Origin of the sequence: Micromonospora sp. NBRC 107095, assembly GCF_030269705.1 — a bacterium.
In the GTDB taxonomy this organism is placed as follows: Bacteria; Actinomycetota; Actinomycetes; order Mycobacteriales; family Micromonosporaceae; genus Micromonospora; species Micromonospora parva.
Map to the genome: position 1 here is coordinate 499114 of NZ_BSTU01000006.1, position 20409 is coordinate 519522.

Sequence of the window (20409 nt, forward strand, 5' to 3'; positions counted from 1 at the left end):
ACGGGCAGTGTGCCCGGCGGATGACCATCGCTTGCGGATGGTGACCGCGTGGTCAGCGTAGGGCGTTCTCGTCGGCGTCTTCGGTGCCGGCGGACGGGGCCGGTGTCGCCCCGCTCGGTGGAAGTTCCAGCACCCGGCCCGGCGACCACGGACGCGCCCAGCCGCCCATCTCGAGCAGGGTGGCGAGCACCCCCGCGGTGAAGCCCCAGACGAGCATCCCACGCGCCGAGAACGCCGGCCCGATCCAGCCGCTCGGGTGGCGGACCCGCAGTCGGTTGGCCGGATCGACCAGCTCGCTCACCGGCAGCCGGGCGACGTGTGCCACCTCGGCCGGCTCCCGTGGGTGCACCGGGTGCGGGTCGTGCCACCAGGCCAGCACCGGCGTGACCACGAAGTCGCTGACCGGGATCCACAGTTTCGGCAGCTCGGCCAGCACCGTCACGCTGGCCGGGTCGAGGCCCACCTCCTCGTTCGCCTCCCGCAGGGCGGTGGCGCGGACGTCGGCGTCCTCCGGGTCGGCCGCACCACCGGGGAAGGCCGGCTGACCGGCGTGGTTGCGCAGGGTGGCGGCGCGTTGCAGGACCAGCACGTCGGGGCCAACGCCGGGCTGCTCGCCGAGGAGCACCAGCACGGCGCTCTCCCGACCGCCCTCGGCCGGAGTGGTGAGCCGGGTGAAGTCCTCGGCGCGGGCGGTGCCCAGCCGGGTCAGCAACGGTTCGACCCACTCGGGTGGCCGACGGGTCACGCCGGCACCGCCAGGCCGAGGTGCTGGCGGACCAGCGTGGCGAGCGTGGCGTCGTCGAGAGCGCCGGTGGCGTCGATGTGCCGGATCTGACCGTCGGCGCCGACGAAGAGGGTCAGCGGAATGGCGTTTCGCCTCAGCTCCCGCTGCAGCGCCTCACCCTGGTCCACCAGCATCGGGAACCGGACGCCGAAGTCCTCGCCGATGGACTGGGCGCCGCTGCGGCTGTCCCGGCTGTTGACCCCGATCACCTGGAGCTGACCGGCGGCCCGCTCGCTGAGGCGTTGGAACGCGGGCAACTCCTTGCGGCACGGCGGGCACCACGACGCCCACACGTTGATCACCGCCGGTCCGGCCACCGCCCCCAGCGCGACGGGGGCGCCTCCGGTGAAGCAGGCGAGCGACAGCTCCGGCAGCGCCTGCCCGCCAGTCGCGCGGGCCGTCGGGCCGGACGTGCCGGAGGACGAAGTGCCGGAGCCGGGCGAGGCGGGCGTTGCCGTGCCGGTGCCGGGCGACGCGGGCGTGCTGCCGGGCGATGGGGACATTGCCGTGGGCGGCGTGGTCAGCGTGGCGCAGTCGCGGAACGGCGATGGCCGCTCGGCGGCGGCGGCCCGTCGGGGGGCCGGCTCGTCGTCGGCAGTGCCGCTGGTGCAGGCGGCGACGGCCAGCAGCAGTGGCAGGACGGCCAGGGCGAGGCGGCGGTTCACGGCACCTCCGCCGTGACCGCCTGCGCGGGCACCAACTCCGGGTCGACCCCGGCGGCCACCGCGAGGTCGCGTGCCCGAGGGCCCTTGAGCAGCTTGGCGGCGGCCGCCGGCTCGGTCGGGCCGGTGCCGTACGAGGGGCAGAGCTTCGCGAGCGTGCACGCCCCGCAGGCCGGTTTGCGGGCGTGGCAGACCCGTCGCCCGTGGAAGATGATCCGGTGCGAGAGCATGGTCCAGTCGCGCTTGTCGTACAGCGCGCCGATCGCGTGCTCGATCTTGACCGGGTCGGTCTCGGTGGTCAGCCCCCACCGGTGGACCAGCCGCTGGAAGTGCGTGTCGACGGTGATGCCCGGGACGTCGAAGGCGTTGCCGAGGATCACGTTGGCGGTCTTGCGGCCGATGCCGGGGAGCGTCACCAGGTCGACGAGCCGGCCGGGGACCTTGCCGTCGTACCGGTCGAGGAGGGCCTGACCGAGCTTGAGCAGCGAGTCGGTCTTGTTGCGGTAGAAGCCGGTGGGCCGGATCAGCTCCTCCATCTCGCCCCGGTCGGCGCCGGCGTACGCGGCAGCGTCGGGATAGCGGGCGAAGAGCTTCGGGGTGACCTCGTTGACTTTCTTGTCCGTGCACTGCGCGGACAGGATCGTGGCGACGGCCAGTTCCAGAGCGTTGGAGTGGTCCAGCTCACAATGCGCGTCGGGGTGCGTCTCGGCCAGCACCCGGCCGATCTTGCGGGCACGGCGTTTGCGCCCGAGATCGGTCTCGCTGGCACCGGGAGGGCTACTGGTCACGACGGTCAGCCTACGTCGCACCCCGGACGTCCTCCTCGGGGTCAGCCGGCGGTTGGCGGCGAGATCTTCCCCTGCCCGTCGAACCGGGCGCCGGCCTTCGGGAAGTCGGCGCGGCTCAACTCGGTGACCAGACCCAGGCCCCGGTCGTCCGGGTCCATCGTCGGCTTGCCGGCGGAGTTCATGTACGTCGAGGTGAACGAGCCGCCCGCCCAGCTACCGTCCGGCTTGAGCGACACCTTCAGCACCCCGCCCCAGCCGAGGCGGCCGGCGTTGCTCAGCGAGTTGCCGCCGCCGGCGAAGTTGCCCAGGCTGTACGCGATCAGTCGGCCCTTGTAGAACTCCATCCCGCGCAGGACGTGCGGGCCGTGCCCGACGATCAGGTCGGCGCCGGCGTCGATCATGGCGTGTGAGAACTTCACCGGGTCGCCCCGGTTCTCGCCCAGGAACATCTCGGTGCCCGGCTTCACCCGGGTCTTGTCGGCGCCCTCGCCGCCCATGTGCACCTGCACCACGACCAGGTCGGCCATGGTGGCGGCCTTGGCAACCACTGTCTTCGCCTTGGCGATGTCGACGAGACTGTTGGACCAGACGTACGACGAGAAGCCGGCGACGGCGACCTTGACGCCCTTGACGTCGACCACGGTGATCTCGTTCGGCGCGCCGGTGTGCTCCAGCTCGTACTTCTGCAGCGCCTTCTGAGTGTTCTCGTAGCCCTTCGGGCCGTAGTCGTAGCCGTGGTTGTTGGCCTGGTTGAGCACGTCGAAGCCCGCGTCGCGCAGGTGGGCGGCGTACTCCGGTGGGGCGCGGAACTGGAAGCAGCGCGTGGAGTTGGCCCCGCACTTGCCGGTGCCGGTGTCGACGGTCAGCGGCTCCTCCAGGTTGCCCATCACCAGGTCGGCCTTGAGCGCCTCGGTGACCGAGTTGAAGAAGCCCTTACCGCCGGCGGCGGGCAGCCGACCGGGCGCGTTGCCCATGATGATGTCGCCGGTGGCGGAGAGCGAGATCGCGCCACCCGTACCGGAGGAGGCGGGTCCGGTGGCCTTCGGGCCGGCGGTGGAGACCGGCGCGCCGGTGCCACCACCTCCCGCGCCGGGCTGCCAGACGGGTGCCTCACCACCGGGGTCGGCGCAGCCGGCCACGAGGAGGGCGGCCAGCAGCGCGGCGAGGCCGAGGGCGACGCGGCGACGCGGGCGGGACGCGAGGGGGGCGGGAGCGTACATCGCCCGCGACCCTACCGGTCGTTAAACCCGCCGACGATGGCCGATCGGTTGGACTTTGCATCCTTGAGCTGCTCAGACCACGGCACGACCGGCCGGGCGCCGCCGGCCAGGACTGCCGCGTGCACCGCCCGGGCGAGCGGGGCGCCCCAGGTGGAGCGCGGCCCGCCGTACGCGGCCTCCGGCCCGTCCACCGGGCAGAGCACGGTGACCGCGTCGGTGGGCGTGCCGGTCCCGGGCACCCCCAGCTCGGTGATCGCCTGGGTCTTCGCCTCGGTCGCGGTGGCCACCGCGTTGACGAGTGCCGAGTCGGCGAGCCGGGCCGGCACGTACACCACGATGTTGACTGTGCCGACGCGTTCGGCGAGCGCCGTCGGCGTCGGCGCGGCTGCGGGCACCGGCGTGCCGAGCCCGACCGTCGCCCAGGCCCGCACCCCGGTGTCCGTCCGCGCCACCACCTCGGCCACATCGACGCCGGTCAGCAGGCCGACCCCGGGGCCGTCGAGGGCCAGCTCAGCGGCGAGCGAGGCCAGGTGCGCCGCAGGGTCCTCCCGGTCGTACGACATCGGTACCGTCGCGTTCAGCACCCACCGCCGGACCCCGATGCCACCGCCCAGCGGGCCACTGCTCACCGCCCGCAGCGGCACGTCCGCGCGCCAGACGAGCAGCGGGACGTTCCGCCCGTCCTCGGCACGGCTGGTCAGAATCGGCTCGCTCAGCACGTCGGGCAGGTTACGCCCACCGATCAAGATTCCAGGGGCGACCTCTGATTCATGCTCACGTGCGCCTAGACTTGGCGGCGCGCGAGGGGATCAGCGGACGGCGGCCCCGGCCGACGGACGGCACGCGCAACCGGAGGTGCGCAATGGACGAGGTACTGGCCCGCAGCGGGATCTTCCAGGGTGTTGACCCGGAAGCTGCCGAGGCGCTTGCCAAGGAGATGGAGACGATCGAGGTCCGCAAGGGCGAGATCGTCTTCAATGAGGGCGAGCCCGGTGACAGCCTCTACATCCTGCTGTCCGGGAAGATCAAGGTTGGTCGCCGCGCGGCGGACGGCCGGCAGAACCTGATTGCGGTGATGGGGCCGTCGGACATGGTCGGTGAGCTGTCGCTCTTCGACCCGGGTCCGCGTACGGCGACCGCCACCGCGGTGACCGACACCCGGCTGGTGCGGCTGCGTAAGCAGGCGCTGCGGCCGTGGCTCAACAACCGCCCGGAGATCGCCGAGCAGTTGCTCCGGGTGTTGGCCCGTCGACTGCGCCGGACCAACGACTCGCTCGCCGACCTGATCTTCACGGACGTGCCGGGCCGGGTCGCCAAGAACCTGCTGCAGATGGCGGGTCGCTTCGGCACCCGTGACGGTGGCGTTCTGCGGGTGACCCACGACCTCACCCAGGAGGAGATCGCCCAACTCGTCGGCGCCTCCCGGGAGACCGTCAACAAGGCGCTGGCCGACTTCGCCTCGCGTGGCTGGCTGCGCCTGGACGGCAAGAGCATCATCATTCTGGACCCGGAGCGCCTGGCCCGTCGCGCCCGCGTCTGAGCGGCACAGCACGTCCCCGTCTGCGGCCGGCGCCGGCCGCAGACGGGGACGTTCGCCATCTGCCTGGCGCAGAATCGCTGGCCCCGGGGCGGTGCCAGCGGTGAGGGTGGGGCCATGGTGAACCGTGTGGCCGTGCTCTCCGACATTCATGGTGTTCTGCCGGCGCTGGAGGCCGTCCTGGCTGAGCCGGACGTCGCCGCCGCCGATCTGATCGTGCTCACCGGTGACATCGCCGCGGGCCCGCAACCGGTCGAGGTGCTGGACGTGCTCGCCGACCTGGGCGACCGGGTGTGCTGGGTCGGCGGCAACGCCGATCGCGAGTTGGTCGAGGCCCGGGCCGGGCATCCCGCGTCGATCGAGGTGTCGAACTGGGCCGCCGGGCAACTGCGTGACGACCAGGTGGCCCGGCTGGGCGCGCTGCCGACGACGGTGACGATGGAGGTCGACGGCCTCGGGCCGACGCTGTTCTGCCACGCGACGCCCCGCGACGACGAGGAGGTAGTGCTCGTCGACTCCCGGTTGGCCCGCTGGGCGGAGGTGTTCGACGGTCTTCCCGCCGAGGTTTCCACGGTGGTCTGCGGCCACACGCACATGCCCTTCACCCGGCTGGTCGACCGGCGGCTGGTGGTGAACCCGGGCAGTATCGGCATGCCGTACGGGGGTGCGGGGGCGTGGTGGGCGCTGCTCGGGCCGGGCGTCCAACTGCGCCGCACCGCCTTCGACGTGGACGCCGCCTGTGCACGGGTGTCAGCGGAGTCGACCTTCCCCGACGCCGCCGCCTGGGCCGACGAGTACCTGCGCTCCCAACACAGCGACGCCGACGCGCTGACCGTCTTCGGCCCCCGCGACGGCCGCTGAGCCGGCAGCCCGGCGGCGCAGCGCTGGCGGCCCGCCGCTGGAAGGCTGCCCGACAGCCGCTGACACCGCATCCAGCGGTCGCCGGCAGGCACCCGACGGCCACGCCGGCAGCACTCCGATTACGGGTCAGGGGCCCTTTGGAGCTGAATCGTTTGCGGCATCAGCCATCGGCGATCGGCAGGCCGATCCAGGGCAAGGGCGGGCAGCGGGCAGCGGGCAGCGAGTGAGGCCGACAGGTGATTCGTTTGTGACATCAGCTCCAAAGCGAGGCCACTGCCCCCATGCCCGCTGCTGTGTGGCGCCACCGCCACGCCGCGCCGTCACCATCCGCCGTCCCTTCGCCCCTCCGCCGTCCCGTCACCGCCCGCCCGGCTCGCGCCAGAGCGACACGGGTCTAGAAAAAGTCAGTCTTGACTGTTTGTTTCGCAGGCCCCAGGCTGTTCGCGTGCCCCCCGCATCGACGCGTGTCCCCCAGCAGGAACGCAGCCGCGCCACCCAGGCCCGGCTGCTGGAGGCGACCGTCGACTGCCTGATCGACCACGGCTGGTCCGGCACCACGACCACCGTCGTCGCGGCGCGGGCCGGTGTTTCGCGTGGGGCCCAGTTGCACCACTACCCGACGAAGGCGGCGCTGGTCACGGCAGCCGTGGCTCACCTGGCCGAGCGTCGGGCCGACGAGTTGCGCACCGAGGCCGAGACGCTGCCGGCTGGCCCACAACGGTTGGACCGGGTCGTCGACCTGCTCGCCGTGGCGTTCACCGGTCCGCTGTTCGTGGCCGCGCTTGAGCTCTGGGTCGCCGCCCGCACCGATCGGGAACTCCGCGACGCCCTGGTGCCGCTGGAGGCGACGGTCGGGCGGGAGATGCACCGGCTCACCGTCGCCCTGCTCGGCGTCGACGAGCGTCGACCCGGCGTCCGCGAAGCGGTGCAGGCCACCCTCGACCTGCTCCGCGGGCTCGGGGTGGCCAACCTGCTCAGCGACGACTCGGCCCGCCGGGCCGCCCTGCTGACCACCTGGAAGCGCCAGCTCACCACTCTGCTCACCCCCTGACCGCCGGCCGCACCGGCCACCACCGACCGGAGGCACCATGGTCGACCTCAGCGAGCTGCTCACGGACCTGGCCGACGAGTCCGCCCAGCTGGACGCCCTGGTGGCCGCACTGCCCCTGGCCGACTGGGCGAGGCCGACCCCCGCTCCCGGCTGGAGCATCGGGCATCAGATCGCGCACCTCGCCTGGACCGACCACATGGCACTGTTGGCCGCCACCGACGCGGAGGCGTTCTACGCGACGGTGACCTCCGCGCCGGACGTGACGCGGATGGTGGACGCGGGTGCCGAGGAGTTCCTGGCACCGCCGGCCGAGCTGCTCGCCCGCTGGCGGGCCGGGCGAACCGCGCTCGTCGACGCACTGGCCGCCGTTCCGGCCGGTGACAAGCTGCCCTGGTACGGCACCCGGATGTCGGCCACCTCGATGGCCACCGCCCGGCTCATGGAGACCTGGGCACACGGCGGGGACGTCGCCGACGCCCTCCACGTGGTCCGCCCCGACAGCGACCGACTTCGGCACGTGGCGCATCTGGGCGTGCGCACCCTCGGGCACGGTTTCATCGCGCACGGCCGGGAGGCGCCGACGGCGCCGGTCCGGGTCGAGCTGGTCGGGCCCGGCGGCGACACGTGGAGCTGGGGTCCGGCCGACGCCGCCGACCGGGTCACCGGCCCGGCCCGGGACTTCTGCCAGCTGGTCACCCAGCGCCGGCACCGTGCGGACCTCGCACTGGTCGCCACCGGGCCGGTCGCCGACGAGTGGCTCGACGTGGCACAGGCCTTCGCCGGGCCGCCGGGTGACGGCCGCAAGCCGGCCGGCGGGAACGGGGTACGGGCGTGATCCGCATCGGCAACGCCTCCGGCTTCTACGGCGACCGGTTCACCGCCTGGCGGGAGATGCTCGACGGCGGTGAGCTGGACGTGCTGACCGGTGACTACCTGGCCGAGCTGACCATGCTGATCCTGGCCCGGGACCGCCTCCGCGACAGCGACCTGGGCTACGCGAAGACGTTCCTGCGGCAGATGGAGACCTGCCTCGGCACCGCCCTCGACCGAGGGGTGCGGATCGTGACCAACGCCGGCGGGTTGAACCCGGCCGGCCTGGCCGCGGCCCTCGAGAAGCTCGCCAAGCGGCTCGGCCTGCCGGCCCGGATCGGGTACGTCGAGGGCGACACGATCCAGCGGCCGGACGCGTTGAGCGCCAACGCCTACCTCGGCGCGTTCGGGATCGCCGCCGGCCTGGACGCCGGTGCCGACGTGGTGGTCACCGGCCGGGTCACCGACGCGTCGCTGGTGGTCGGCCCGGCCATCGCCCGGTACGGGTGGGGCCGCGACGACCTCGACGAGCTGGCCGGGGCCACCGTCGCGGGGCACCTCGTCGAGTGCGGCGCACAGGTCACCGGCGGCAACTTCAGCTTCTTCACCGAACTGCCCGACGGCGGACACCGGCCCGGGTTCCCGATCGTCGAGGTGCATTCCGACGGCTCGTCGGTGGTCACCAAGCATCCGGGGACCGGTGGCGCGGTCACCGTGGAGACGGTCACCGCCCAACTGCTCTACGAGATCGGCGGGCCGTCCTATCTCGGGCCGGACGTGGTCACCCGACTGGACACTGTGACTCTGCATCCCGACGGGCCGGACCGGGTCCGGGTCTCCGGCGTCCGGGGTACGCCGCCACCGCCGACCCTCAAGGTGGGCGTCAACAACCTCGGCGGCTTCCGTAACTCGATGACGTTCGTCCTCTGCGGTCTGCACATCGAGGCGAAGGCTGCGCTGGTCCGGGGGCAGATCGAGGAGGCGGTGGGCACTGACGGGCTGGAGTTCACGCTGGCCCGCACCGACCACGCGGACGCCGCCGACACCGAAGCGGCCAGCGCCCTGCTGCACGTACACCTGCGTGACGGCGACAAGACGCGGGCCGGGCGGGCGTTCTCGGCCGCCGCGGTGGAGCTGGCCCTGGCCTCGTACCCGGGCTGCACCCTGACCACGGTGCCCGGCGACGCGACACCGTACGGCGTCTTCACCGCCGACACGGTGCCGCAGGACGCGGTGGGACACGTCGCGGTGCTGCCCGGCGGTGAGCGGGTACCGATCGCCCCGCCGATCCGCACCGCCCCCACAGTGCAGGACGAACCCGCCTCGGGTGGCGACGTGGCGGTCGACGGCCCGACCCGGCGCGGGGCGCTCGGCGAGGTGGTCGGTGCGCGCTCCGGGGACAAGGGCGGAGATGCCAACCTCGGTGTCTGGGCGCGTTCCGACGCCGGGTACGCGTGGCTGCGGACCTGGTTGTCCGTCGAGCGGTTGGCCGAGCTGCTGCCGGAGACGGCCCCGCTGTCGGTGCGGCGCTACGAGCTGCCGAACCTGCGCGCCGTCAACTTCGTGATCGAGGGCCTGCTCGGCGCGGGGGTGGCCGCGTCCACCCGGTTCGACCCACAGGCCAAGGCGCTCGGCGAGCTGCTGCGCGCCCGGATCGTCGACCTCCCGGCCGACCTACCGACGGAGGCACCGTGAGCATCGTGGACACCCCGGAGCGCCGGCAGCTGCGCGAACTGACCCGGGCGTTCGTGACCCGGGAGGTGTTGCCGCACCTGGACGACTGGGAGCGGGCCGGCGAGGTGCCCCGGGCGTTGCACGCGACCGCCGCGAAGCTCGGCCTGCTCGGTATCGGCTTCCCGGAGTCGGTCGGTGGCAGCGGCGGTGACCTGCTCGACTCGATCATCGTGACCGAGGAGCTGATCCGCTCAGGCGGTTCGTCGGGGCTGGTGGCGGCCCTGTTCACGCACGGGATCGCGTTGCCGCACATGGTCGCGGCGGCCGGTGCCCGCACCGGTGGTTCGCTGGGCGGTCGGCTCGGCGGCGTCTCGTCCCCGGCCGATGACAGCCTGATCGAGCGGTACGTCCGACCCACCCTGTCCGGCACGATGATCGGCGCGTTGGCCATCACCGAGCCGGACGGCGGTTCGGACGTGGCCGGTATCCGCACGACCGCCCGCCGCGACGGCGACCACTACGTGGTGAACGGGTCGAAGACCTACATCACCAGCGGCCAGCGGGCTGACTTCGTGACCACCGCGGTGTGTACCGACTTCCCCGGCAGCGGTGAACTCACCCTGCTGGTCATCGACAAGGGGTCACCCGGTTTCACCGTGGGACGCCGGTTGGAGAAGCTGGGCTGGCACTGTTCGGACACCGCCGAGCTGTCCTTCGTCGACGTGCGGGTGCCGGTCGCCAACCGGATCGGCGCGGAGAACACCGGCTTCCTGGCGATCATGGAGCACTTCGCTGCGGAACGGCTGTCGCTGGCGACCCAGGCGTACGCGACCGCGCAGCGCTGCGTCGAGCTGGCGGTGCGCTGGTGCCGGGATCGGGAGACCTTCGGGCGTCCGCTGGCCAGCCGGCAGCTGATCAGGCACCGGTTGGCCGAGATGCACACCCGCGCCGAGGCGGCCCGGTCGTACGTGCACGACGTCGCCGCTCGGGTCGCTGCCGGCGAGCCGGTGGTGACCGAGGTGGCGATGGCCAAGAACATGGCGGTGGCCGCCTGCGACCACGTCGTCGACCACGCGTTGCAGCTGCACGGCGGCTTCGGCTACCTGCGCGACGCCGAGGTGGAGCGGCACTACCGCGACGCGCGGATCCTCGGCATCGGCGGCGGCACCACCGAGATCATGAACGAGATCATCGCGAAGGGCATGGGTCTGTGAGCGCGAGGAGTGAGCCGATCTTGCGAGCCCCGCAGTCGCGAACGAAGGAGGCACCGTGAGCGCGAGGAGTCAGCCGATCTTGCGAGCCCCGCAGTCGCGAACGAAGGAGGCACCGTGACGATCCTGGACAGCTCGGTTGACCCATCCGCGCCCTCGTATCTGGCGAACCGGGCGGCGCTGCTGGAGCGGCTGGCCGAGTTGGACGCCGCGCTGGACCAGGCGCGGGCCGGTGGCGGCGAGAAGTACGTGACCCGGCACCACGCCCGCGGCAAGCTGCTCCCCCGGGAGCGGATCGAGCTGCTGGTGGACGCCGACAGCCCTTTCCTGGAGTTGTCGCCGGTCGCCGCGTACGGCTCGGACTTCCCGGTCGGGGCCAGCGTGGTCACCGGTATCGGGGTGGTCGAGGGTGTGGAGTGCCTGATCGTCGCGAACGATCCGACGGTACGCGGAGGCGCTGTCAATCCGTGGTCGCTGGCGAAGACCCGGCGGGCCGGCGAGATCGCGCTGGCCAACCGGCTGCCCATGGTCAACCTGGTCGAGTCGGCCGGGGCGGATCTGCCCACCCAGGCGGAGATCTTCATCCCCGGTGGTCGGGTGTTCCGTGACCTCACCCGGCTTTCGGCGGCGGGCATCCCCACTGTCAGCGTGGTCTTCGGCAACGCGACGGCCGGTGGCGCGTACGTGCCGGGGATGTCCGACCACGTGATCATGATTCGGGACCGGTCGCAGGTCTACCTGGCCGGTCCGCCGTTGGTGAAGATGGCGACCGGCGAGGTCACCGACGACGAGTCGTTGGGTGGCGCGGCGATGCACGCCGGCACATCCGGGCTCGCCGACTACCTCGCCGCCGACGAGCGGGACGGCATCCGGCTGGCCCGGCAGTGTGTCCGCCGACTGAACTGGCGTAAGCAGGGCCCGTCGCCGCGTACGGTGGCGCCGCAGCCGCCGAAGTACGACCCGGAGGAGTTGCTCGGCATCACCAGCGCCGACCTGAAGGTGCCGTTCGACCCCCGGGAGGTGCTGGCGCGGATCCTCGATGGCAGCGACTTCGACGAGTTCAAGCCGGCGTACGGGGACGCGCTGGTCACCGGTTGGGGCGAGCTGCACGGGTACCCGGTGGGGGTGCTGGCGAATGCCCGAGGGGTGCTGTTCAGCGCGGAGGCGCAGAAGGCGGCCCAGTTCATCCAGCTCGCGAACGCCTCGGACATCCCGTTGATCTTCTTGCAGAACACCACCGGCTACATGGTCGGCACCGAGTACGAGCAGCGCGGCATCATCAAGCACGGCGCCCTGATGATCAACGCGGTGTCGAACTCGACGGTGCCGCACCTGACGGTGAACCTGGGTGCCTCGTACGGGGCCGGCAACTACGGCATGTGCGGCCGGGCGTACGAGCCGAGGTTCCTGTTCACCTGGCCGAACGCGAAGTCGGCGGTGATGGGCCCGGCGCAGCTCGCGGGGGTGCTGTCCATAGTGGCCCGGCAGGCGGCTGCCGCCCGGGGGCGCGACTACGACGAGGAGTCCGACGCGGCGATGCGGATGATGGTCGAGCAGCAGATCGAGTCGCAGTCCGGGGCGCTCTTCCTCTCCGGCCGGCTCTACGACGACGGGGTGATCGATCCTCGGGACACCCGGACCGTCCTCGGGCTCTGCCTCTCGGCGATCCACAACGGACCGGTGAAGGGCGCCGACGGTTTCGGCGTCTTCCGGATGTGAGGGGCGTTCTGATGATCGAGCGACTGCTCGTGGCCAACCGGGGCGAGATCGCCCGTCGGATCTTCGCCACCTGCCGTGCGATGGGCGTGCAGACCGTCGCCGTGCACTCGGACGCCGACGCCGACGCGCCGTTCGTCGCCGAGGCCGACCAGGCGGTCCGGCTGCCCGGGAACACGCCGGCCGAGACGTACCTGCGGGTGGATCTGATCCTGGACGCGGCCCGGCGCACCGGCGCGGACGCGGTCCACCCCGGTTACGGGTTTCTCGCCGAGAACGCCGAGTTCGCGGCGGCGGTGACCGACGCCGGCCTGACCTGGGTCGGGCCGCCGGCCAAGGTGATCGCCGCGATGGGCGACAAGCTGGCGGCGAAGGCGCTGCTCGCCGAGGCGGGTGTGCCGATGCTGCCCAGTTGGACCGACCGGGACGAGGTCACGGACTTCCCGGTGCTGGTGAAGGCGTCGGCCGGCGGTGGCGGCCGGGGTATGCGGATCGTCCGGACCGCCGACGGACTGGCCGAGGCGGTCGCCTCCGCGCGCCGTGAGGCGGCTGCCGCGTTCGGCGACGGCACGGTCTTCATCGAGCGGTACGTCGAGCGCGGCCGGCACGTCGAGGTGCAGATCTTCGGCGACGCCCACGGTCGGGTGGTGGCGCTCGGCGACCGGGAGTGCTCGATCCAGCGGCGACACCAGAAGATCGTCGAGGAGGCGCCGGCGGTCGTACCGGAGCGGGTGCGGACGGCGTTGCACGAGGCGGCGGTGGCAGCCGGCCAGGCGGTGGACTATCTGGGCGCGGGCACTGTGGAGTTCCTGCTCGCCCCGGGTGGCGACTTCTTCTTCCTGGAGATGAACACCCGCCTCCAGGTGGAGCACCCGGTCACCGAGCTGTGCACCGGCCTGGACCTGGTGGGGTTGCAACTGCTCGTCGCCGAGGGTGCGCCGCTGCCGGCGGACCTTCCGGGGAGCACCGGGCACGCGATCGAGGTGCGCCTGTGCGCCGAGGACGCGGCGGCGGGGTGGCGGCCGGCTACCGGAACGCTGCACCGGTTCAACGTCGGCGCGGTGGTGACCGAGTTCGGTGGGCTGGCCCGGCCGGGTCTGCGGCTCGACTCGGGTGTGGTGGCCGGCTCGGTGGTCGGGGTGCACTACGACTCGATGCTCGCGAAGCTGATCGCCTGGGGTCGTACCCGGGCAGAGGCGACCCGGCTGCTGGCCGGCGCGCTGGCCCGGGCAGAGCTGCACGGGGTGACCACCAACCGGGACCTGCTGGTCCGGGTGCTGCGCAGCCCCGCGTTCGCCGCCGTGGAGATCGACACGGGTTTCCTGGACCGGCACCCGCAGGTCTTCGACCCGCTGCTCCCCACCGACCAGGTGCCACTCACCGCCCTCGCCGCCGCGCTGGCGGGCGCGGCGCACCGTCGGGCGACCGCACCGGTACTGTCCGGGCTCCCCTCCGGGTGGCGCAACGTGCCCGCCGTCCCGCAGGTCACCCGACTCGTGCAGTCGGACGGCCACGAGATCGAGATCAGTTACCGCCTGGACCGGACCGGCCGGCTCGCGGACTGGGGCAGCACAGCGCCGGACTCCGACGCCGCTGCGTCAGCGGGCACGCCCGCAGTGGCGCTGGTGGAGGCCACACCGGACCGGGTGGTGCTCGACGTCGACGGGGTTCGGCGCGGGTACCGCGTACACCGGGTGGGGTCGGCGGTTTTCGTGGACGGCCCGGACGGGGCGGCGAGCCTGACCGAGTTGCCGCGCCTTCCCCTGCCCACGACGGAGGTGGGCGCGGGGTCGTTGCTCGCGCCGCTGCCCGGCGCGGTGACCCGGGTGCACGTCCAGGTCGGTCAGCGGGTCACTGCCGGCGACCCGCTGCTCACGTTGGAAGCGATGAAGCTGGAACATCCCGTGCTCGCCCCGATCGACGGTGTGGTCGCCGAGTTGCCGGTGCCGACCGGTGGTCAGGTGCAGGCGGGCGCTGTGCTGGCCGTCATCGACAGCTCCCCCGCACCCGCCGATCTGGAGCCGTCGAATCCCGAGGAGGACCCCCGATGACCTTCGACCTCACCCCCGAGCAGGACCAGTTGCGCGACGCCGTGCGGGCCCTGGGCCGCCGCTACGGCCACGGCTACTTCGTCGAGAAGGCGAAGGCCGGTGAGCACACCACCGAGTTGTGGGCCGAGGCGGGACGGCTCGGCTACCTGGGGGTCAACATCCCCACCGAGTACGGCGGCGGGGGCGGGGGCATCACCGAACTGGCCATCGTCTGCGAGGAGTTGGCGGCGGCCGGTTGCCCGTTGCTGCTGCTGGTGGTGTCGCCGGCCATCGCGGCGACCGTGATCAACCGGCACGGCACCGAGGAGCAGCGCAAGCGGCACCTGCCGGGCCTGGCCGACGGCTCCCAGAAGATCGTCTTCGCGATCACCGAGCCGGAGGCCGGTTCCAACTTCCACCGGCTCGGCACCGTGGCCCGGCGCGACGGCGACGACTGGGTGCTCAACGGTCGCAAGTGCTACATCTCCGGGGTCGACGAGGCCGGTCATGTGCTGGTGGTGGCCCGCGTCGCCGTCGATGACGGCCCAGCCGGCTCAGGGGATACGCCTCCGCAGAGGCTCAAGCCGGCGCTGTTCCTGGTGCCGACCGACGCGGCCGGGCTGACTCGGTCCAAGCTGGACATGGAGATCGTGTCTCCGGAGAACCAGTTCCTGCTCTACCTGGACGACGTGCGGGTGCCCGCCGACGCGCTGCTCGGTGAGTCGCTGGACGCGGGGCTGCCGGCGCTCTTCGCCGGGCTCAACCCGGAGCGCATCACGGTGGCCGCGATGGGCGCCGGCACCGGCCGGTACGCCATCGAGCGGGCCAGCGAGTACACCGCCACCCGCAAGGTCTGGGGTGGTCGGACCATCGGCACCCACCAGGGTGTGTCGCATCCGCTGGCCCACGCGGCGGTGCAGGTGGAGCTGGCCCGGCTCATGATTCAGAAGGCGGCCACGCTGTACGACGCCGGCCGCGACCTGGAGGCCGGGGTGTCCGGCAACATGGCCAAGTACGCGGCCGGGGAGGCTGCCGCGCTCGCCGTGGACACCGCCGTCCAGGTGCTCGGCGGGGCCGGCATGACCACCGAGTACGGGGTGGCGACCCTGCTCGGCGCGGTCCGGGCCGGCCGGATCGCCCCGGTCAGCCGCGAGATGATCCTCAACTTCGTGGCCCAACACGTCCTCGGCCAGGACAAGTCGTACTGAAGCCCCAGGCGAGCGGGTGTGATCGACTCGGTTTTCTTGAATTTGGGGTGTCCAGGCGTCAACAACGCCCCGACTTCCTGAAAGCCGAGTCGATCAGGCCGGCGTACGGCAGGCCGCGTCGATGCGGTGAACCGGGCGGACCCGACGACCCATGCCCTCCAACAGTGAATCCTCGACGTGGAAGTCGTGGATGCGCAGTTGGTGGCGGGGCAACTCCTCCTCGCTCGGGCACAGCACCTGGGCGCGCACCAGATCGACAGGGACGTACCGGACCCCACCCCGTTCCTGAAGGATCACCATGTTGACGTCGTCGGTGGTGACCACGTGCCCGCGGACGTCCTCGGTGGGCCCACTCTCCGGGCCCACAGTGGTGACGGTCAGCGGCAACACCGGTGTGCTGATCACCGGCACCGCTGCCCAGACCAGGGTGGCGAGCACCGCCACCTCGGTCACCGAAGCCAGCGGCCGGATCACCATGCCCGGCAATGGCCCCGCGATGAACAGGGCCAGCAGCGGAGGCACCACGATGAGCGCGATCACCAGCAACTCGTCACCCTGCCGCATCGCGTCGCGCAGGGTCGGGAGCATCAGCCAGCCGTAACCGGCGAGCAGCGCGCCGATCAGCAGCAGCCGGGGCACGACCCGCTCGTGCAGCCGCCCGGGGCGCAGCTGGAACGCGGCCACGAACGCCGGCAACAGCAGCGGAAGGTAGAGCAACGGCCAGGTGATCAGGGCGAGCAGGAAGCTGGCCAGCACCACCCAGGCCGGCGTGATGTCGGCCCAGCGGGCGAAGAGCGGGCGGCGCCGGGTGCCCGGCGGGAGTCGGTCCGCGCTGACGGCCAGCACCGCGCCGAGCGCGAACACCGCGACCAGGCCGGTGGAGAGCAGCCGGGCCGCCGTGGTCAGGAAGCCGGCGAGCAGGTTGACCGGCCCGACGTTGGCCACCAGCAGCAGCGTGGTCTGAAGCTCGCCGCCGGCCTCCACGCCGAGGCGGAGCACCGAGAAGATCGCGGGTACGCCCACCACGGCGGTCCAGAACGACTGGCTGGCACGGGCCCGCCGCTCCGCCGGATCCCAGCGGACCCGCCCGGGCTGCACCTCGGCGACGACCGGTTCGGCCGGTTCGGCGACCGGCACGGCGGCCGGCCAGGCAACCTCACCGTCCGGGCCGGCCGGTGGAGGGTCGACGACCGGTGCCGCGGTGGCCGTACCGTCGACTCTCGGCGCCTCGGCAGCACCGCCGGGCACGGAGCTGCGGGGCGGCGGCACCGGCCCGTCGCCGCCGGTGGCGGTCGGTGCGGCGCTCACTTCGCGGGCGCCTTGTCGTCGAAGTCGACGAGCTTCGGCACCTCCAGCGGCTGCGGCTGGCGCTTCTCGGCCTTCAGCCACGGGCCGAGGGTCCGGTTGTACGCGGTCTGCCAGGGGCTGGCATCCCCGTCGCGACCCTGCTCGTAGCTCTTCTGCAGGAAGTACGCGACCAGGTCGCGCAGCGCTGGATCACCGATCGGCACGCCGATGCCCAGCAACTCGCTGGTGCCGAACGGCATGTCGACGATCTCGAACTCCTTGGGGAAGCTGGCCAGGAAACCGGCGAGGATCGACTCGTCGGAGCTGACCGCGTCGTAGCGCCCCTTCCGGATGCCGTCGACGCAGTCGCCGACGTCCTTGACCACGAACGTCTTGACCTGGTGCTTCTCCAACTCTGCCTCGGTGGTGGAGCCGCCGCTGGTGCAGACCTTGTAGGCCGGGTCGCGCAGGTCCTCGATGGTGCGGATCTTGTCCTTGAGTCGGACCGGCACCATCACCTCCTGCGTGGTGACGAAGTACGGCCCGGCGAAGCTGACCAGCTTCTTACGGTCCTCGGTCATGGAGAAGCTGGACACCACCAGGTCGACGGTGCCGCCCTGGAGCGACGGGATGCGGTCCTCGGTGGCGACCGACACGAACTCCAGCCGCTGCTCCCCCTCGTAGCCGAGGGAGGCCGCGACGTACCGGGCGATCTCGACGTCGAACCCGACGTGCTGGCCGTTCCGCAATTCGCCCATGAGCGGCTCGTTCGTGGCGACACCGATCCGCAGCTTCGACTGGCCGTAGACGTGCGTCTCGCGCATCTTCTCCTGCACGGATTGCAGCTCCGGTTTCTCCCGGCTGTCGCAACCTGCCGCGGCGGCGAGCACGAGAGTGAGGGCTACCGCCAGCGTCGACGCGATCGAGCGGAGCCGGGATTGCGAACTGCCTGAGCTCATGGGCGACCTCGCTGCCGGAAGAGCCTGCGGGACACTGAGAGTAGCGGTTCTTGTCCAGTCCGTGTGGGTGCCGTGGGCCATGTCGGCCGGGTCGCCCGGGATCGACGCCGATCGGCACGACAGTCGGCTCTGCGGTTGACAGCCGGCCTCGTCACGACATGCTGGACGGGTGAGCCGATTGCCCAGACCCGATGCGCGCACAGTGGCGGTGCTCGCGGCGCTCGGAGCCCTTGCGCCGCTGGTCATGCTGGTCGTGTGGCGCCGACAGGATCTGCTCGGCGTGGTTCTCGCGCTGCTCTGCGTGCTGATGACCATGGTCGCCGGGGTGGCCGTCTCCGCCGCTCGTCAGGTCGACGATCCGGAGCCGGTGGACCGGTCGGCAGCCGTCGGGCCGCCCGAGCTGATGCCGTACGGCATCGACGCGGACACCCTCGACGCGTTGGACAGTCGGGACGCGTTGCGTGCGGTGCGTGATCGCCGACGCGGGTCGAACGGGCTCAGCGGCCGGTGAGCGTGGGCGCGGTGAGCGCGTCCACGCCGCGCCCCGCCAGACACCGGTAGGTCCGGTCGATGCTGCCGTCGACCGGCGGTAGCACCTCCAGGTGCCAGCCGGTCACCTCGGCGATCCCGGTGGTCAGGCGGAACGTGGTGGCGCTGCACACCTGCCGCACCGGTTCAGCGGCGGCCACCTCGTCGTAGGCGGCGCCGACCAGCGACACCGGCAGGATGCCCTCGGCGTACGTCTCCCAGGTGTGTCGGCCGGCGCAGGACAGCCGGGCCGCCTCGGCGCGACTGCCGCGGATCCGCACCGGGCCGAAGCACTCCAGCTCGGGCAGGCACCGGGCGCCCTCGGGCAGGGCGGTGGGCGCACCGGTGCCGGTCGCACAGCCGGGCAACGGTCCGGTCGCCGGCGCGGCGATCTGGGTGGCGGACGGGTACGGGGTGGGTGGTGGCGCCCGGTCCGCGACCCAGGCCCCGGCGGTCGCGGAGGCGGCCAGGGCGAGCACCCCGATGCCGCCGAGGAGCCAACGCCGCCAACGCCGGCCGGTGGAGAGGGTCGGCTGGGTGTCCTCGACGGGTGGGCGGGGCACCGGCTGGCTGGCCGCGTACGGGCCGGACAGCGTCGCGCCACCGCTGATCGGAGCGCCGCTGACCGGTGCCGACGGCGAGCCGAGCGGCAGGTTGCTGAGCAGGTCGTGCAACTCCAGGGCGGAGGGGCGCTCGCCCGGGTCGTTGGCCATGCCCGCGCGCAGCACGTCGATCAGCTCGTCCGGCACCCCGGGCAGGGCGGGGACCGGCTGGTTGAACATCTCCAGCACGGTGACCAGGCTCGGGTTGCGCTCGGACTGCCAGCGCGGCGGCCGGCCGTGCATGACCGCGTAGAGGGTGGCGCAGAGCGCGTACACGTCGACGGCCGGCGATGGCGGGCTGTGGCTGAACATCTCCGGCGGCGCGTACGCCGGGGTGAGCACCTCGAGGGTGACCGAGGCGTCCCGGTGCTCGGCGAGGACGGCGAGCCCGAAGTCGGCGAGCACCGCCGAGTTGAAGCCCGAGTAGAGGATGTTGGCCGGTTTCACGTCCCGGTGCAGCACCCCGGCGGCGTGCGAGTGGGCCAGCGCGTCCGCGATCTTGATGCCCAGGTCGCGGGCCTCCACCGGGCCCAGCGGCGAGGTGCGCATCCGTTCGGCGTACGAGCCGTCGCAGAGCTCCATGATCAGGTAGGGATGCTGATCGATGGTGACCCCCACGTCGAAGAGGTCCACCACGTGCGGGTGTGACGACATCCGGCCGGCGGCCCGCGCCTCGCGCAGGAAACGGGCCTGGTCCCGCTCGCTGTCGAGCGTCCGGTTCTCGACCTTGACGGCGACCTCGCGATCCACGGAGATCTGGGTGGCTTGGTAGACGGTCGCGTACCCGCCCCGGGCAAAAACCCGCAAATCAGTCAGGCCGGGCACGATCGGCACGCGCAGGCCGCCGGTCGGGGAGTCGGTCACCGCTCGAAAATACCCAACCCGACCGATGGCTCAGCGGGCCGCGTCCGCCGGAGCCGCACCGGTGGGACCGGTACCCTCCTCGGCGACCGCGGCCGTCCCGGCACCGTCGGACGATCCGGACCCGCCGGCCGGGATGCCCCGTCGGGCATCCAGACGCAGACCGATGGCGGTTGCCACCGCTCCCAGCCCCTCCCACGCCGCCACCCCGAAGAACCGGTCCGGAGCGATGTCGGCCAGCACCGCGATGGTGAACACGGTGAACGTGACCAGCCGGAAGACCACTGTGAAGCGGAAGAACGCCCGCCACTCGGTCACCGTGGCGAGCAGGTAGTAGACGCCCATGTTGAACGCCGCCATCGAGGACGCCAGCAGGAACGTCCCGGTGTGGTCACCGACGGCCCGCGTCGCCGGCACCTCGAACCCGAGCATGCGCAGCTGCGCCTCCGGCCAGAGCAGCCCGATCGCGCCCATCACCAGCGCCAGCACGCCGAAGACCGCGATGGTCCAGCCCGCGATGGATCGCGGCAGCTTCATGAAGGGCCTCCCCAGGCACGGCGACGGTCACCACTGTGGACCCGTACGCGGTGGTGACACGCTAGCCGCTCACCCCGACCACC

General features: G+C 72.2%; 19 protein-coding genes. 10 read left to right on the plus strand and 9 right to left on the minus strand.

The window, feature by feature from the left end; translation table 11 throughout:
• Positions 1–52: 52 nt before the first annotated feature.
• From QSK15_RS28070 to QSK15_RS28090, 5 genes are read right to left on the minus strand one after another with little or no spacing between them, the layout of a single operon-like run.
• Entirely contained in the window at positions 53–745 is a 693-nt protein-coding gene (locus tag QSK15_RS28070; RefSeq protein WP_285797057.1) for an NUDIX hydrolase, read from the minus strand.
• The gene (locus QSK15_RS28075; RefSeq protein ID WP_285797058.1) at positions 742–1449 is read right to left on the minus strand and encodes a TlpA family protein disulfide reductase; all 708 of its coding nucleotides are present in this window, start codon (positions 1447–1449) and stop codon (positions 742–744) included. Before QSK15_RS28075 ends, QSK15_RS28070 begins: the two co-directional genes overlap by 4 nt.
• A complete protein-coding gene (gene nth / locus QSK15_RS28080; protein WP_352232233.1) occupies positions 1446–2234 on the minus strand; it encodes an endonuclease III in 789 nt (262 codons plus the stop codon). The genes QSK15_RS28075 and nth overlap by 4 nt, the downstream gene beginning before the upstream one ends.
• Before the next feature lie 41 nt (positions 2235–2275).
• Positions 2276–3454, minus strand: coding sequence for a CapA family protein (locus tag QSK15_RS28085; RefSeq protein WP_285797060.1), 1179 nt, complete (start codon positions 3452–3454; stop codon positions 2276–2278).
• 11 nt (positions 3455–3465) lie between these two features.
• Positions 3466–4173: an adenosylcobinamide amidohydrolase gene (locus QSK15_RS28090; protein ID WP_285797061.1), complete on the minus strand. Its 708-nt coding sequence runs from the start codon at positions 4171–4173 to the stop codon at positions 3466–3468.
• A 143-nt stretch (positions 4174–4316) separates the two neighbouring features.
• On the opposite strand from QSK15_RS28090, the gene QSK15_RS28095 reads away from it, so the two are divergent.
• From QSK15_RS28095 to QSK15_RS28135, 9 genes are all read left to right on the plus strand, one after another.
• A complete protein-coding gene (locus QSK15_RS28095; RefSeq protein ID WP_007466162.1) occupies positions 4317–4994 on the plus strand; it encodes a Crp/Fnr family transcriptional regulator in 678 nt (225 codons plus the stop codon).
• 114 nt (positions 4995–5108) lie between these two features.
• Complete coding sequence (locus QSK15_RS28100) at positions 5109–5852, plus strand: metallophosphoesterase family protein (RefSeq protein ID WP_285797062.1); 744 nt, start codon at positions 5109–5111, stop codon at positions 5850–5852.
• A 445-nt stretch (positions 5853–6297) separates the two neighbouring features.
• Positions 6298–6903, plus strand: coding sequence for a TetR/AcrR family transcriptional regulator (locus QSK15_RS28105; protein ID WP_285797063.1), 606 nt, complete (start codon positions 6298–6300; stop codon positions 6901–6903).
• A gap of 37 nt (positions 6904–6940) precedes the next feature.
• Positions 6941–7738, plus strand: coding sequence for a TIGR03084 family metal-binding protein (locus tag QSK15_RS28110; protein WP_285797064.1), 798 nt, complete (start codon positions 6941–6943; stop codon positions 7736–7738).
• On the plus strand, positions 7735–9408 hold the full coding sequence (locus tag QSK15_RS28115; protein WP_285797065.1) for an acyclic terpene utilization AtuA family protein: 1674 nt from the start codon (positions 7735–7737) through the stop codon (positions 9406–9408). The genes QSK15_RS28110 and QSK15_RS28115 overlap by 4 nt, the downstream gene beginning before the upstream one ends.
• On the plus strand, positions 9405–10601 hold the full coding sequence (locus tag QSK15_RS28120) for an acyl-CoA dehydrogenase family protein (protein WP_285797066.1): 1197 nt from the start codon (positions 9405–9407) through the stop codon (positions 10599–10601). The genes QSK15_RS28115 and QSK15_RS28120 overlap by 4 nt, the downstream gene beginning before the upstream one ends.
• A gap of 114 nt (positions 10602–10715) precedes the next feature.
• Positions 10716–12317: an acyl-CoA carboxylase subunit beta gene (locus QSK15_RS28125; RefSeq protein ID WP_285797067.1), complete on the plus strand. Its 1602-nt coding sequence runs from the start codon at positions 10716–10718 to the stop codon at positions 12315–12317.
• An 11-nt stretch (positions 12318–12328) separates the two neighbouring features.
• Positions 12329–14365 carry an acetyl/propionyl/methylcrotonyl-CoA carboxylase subunit alpha gene (locus tag QSK15_RS28130; RefSeq protein WP_285797068.1) on the plus strand — a complete coding sequence of 679 codons (2037 nt, stop codon included), beginning with the start codon at positions 12329–12331 and terminating at the stop codon, positions 14363–14365.
• Positions 14362–15552 (plus strand): acyl-CoA dehydrogenase family protein, encoded by a 1191-nt coding sequence (locus QSK15_RS28135; protein WP_285797069.1) that lies wholly within the window; start codon positions 14362–14364, stop codon positions 15550–15552. The genes QSK15_RS28130 and QSK15_RS28135 overlap by 4 nt, the downstream gene beginning before the upstream one ends.
• Before the next feature lie 93 nt (positions 15553–15645).
• Here the strand turns inward: QSK15_RS28135 and QSK15_RS28140 are convergent, their stop codons facing one another.
• Positions 15646–16860: a hypothetical protein gene (locus QSK15_RS28140; RefSeq protein WP_285797070.1), complete on the minus strand. Its 1215-nt coding sequence runs from the start codon at positions 16858–16860 to the stop codon at positions 15646–15648.
• Entirely contained in the window at positions 16857–17798 is a 942-nt protein-coding gene (locus QSK15_RS28145) for a transporter substrate-binding domain-containing protein (RefSeq protein WP_285797071.1), read from the minus strand. The genes QSK15_RS28140 and QSK15_RS28145 overlap by 4 nt, the downstream gene beginning before the upstream one ends.
• A gap of 178 nt (positions 17799–17976) precedes the next feature.
• On the opposite strand from QSK15_RS28145, the gene QSK15_RS28150 reads away from it, so the two are divergent.
• A complete protein-coding gene (locus QSK15_RS28150; protein WP_285797072.1) occupies positions 17977–18309 on the plus strand; it encodes a hypothetical protein in 333 nt (110 codons plus the stop codon).
• Here the strand turns inward: QSK15_RS28150 and QSK15_RS28155 are convergent.
• Positions 18296–19792, minus strand: coding sequence for a serine/threonine-protein kinase (locus tag QSK15_RS28155; protein ID WP_285797073.1), 1497 nt, complete (start codon positions 19790–19792; stop codon positions 18296–18298). The genes QSK15_RS28150 and QSK15_RS28155 overlap by 14 nt on opposite strands.
• Positions 19793–19822: 30 nt before the next feature.
• The gene (locus QSK15_RS28160; protein WP_285797074.1) at positions 19823–20326 is read right to left on the minus strand and encodes a hypothetical protein; all 504 of its coding nucleotides are present in this window, start codon (positions 20324–20326) and stop codon (positions 19823–19825) included.
• Positions 20327–20409: the final 83 nt, after the last annotated feature.

Bases quoted from the DNA above. Each gene is read 5' to 3' on its own strand.
- QSK15_RS28085 (WP_285797060.1), bottom strand. From the start codon at position 3,454: ATGTACGCTCCCGCCCCCCTCGCGTCCCGCCCGCGTCGCCGCGTCGCC.
- QSK15_RS28095 (WP_007466162.1), top strand. From the start codon at position 4,317: ATGGACGAGGTACTGGCCCGCAGCGGGATCTTCCAGGGTGTTGACCCG.
- QSK15_RS28100 (WP_285797062.1), top strand. From the start codon at position 5,109: ATGGTGAACCGTGTGGCCGTGCTCTCCGACATTCATGGTGTTCTGCCG.
- QSK15_RS28110 (WP_285797064.1), top strand. From the start codon at position 6,941: ATGGTCGACCTCAGCGAGCTGCTCACGGACCTGGCCGACGAGTCCGCC.
- QSK15_RS28130 (WP_285797068.1), top strand. From the start codon at position 12,329: ATGATCGAGCGACTGCTCGTGGCCAACCGGGGCGAGATCGCCCGTCGG.
- QSK15_RS28135 (WP_285797069.1), top strand. From the start codon at position 14,362: ATGACCTTCGACCTCACCCCCGAGCAGGACCAGTTGCGCGACGCCGTG.
- QSK15_RS28145 (WP_285797071.1), bottom strand. From the start codon at position 17,798: ATGAGCTCAGGCAGTTCGCAATCCCGGCTCCGCTCGATCGCGTCGACG.
- QSK15_RS28160 (WP_285797074.1), bottom strand. From the start codon at position 20,326: ATGAAGCTGCCGCGATCCATCGCGGGCTGGACCATCGCGGTCTTCGGC.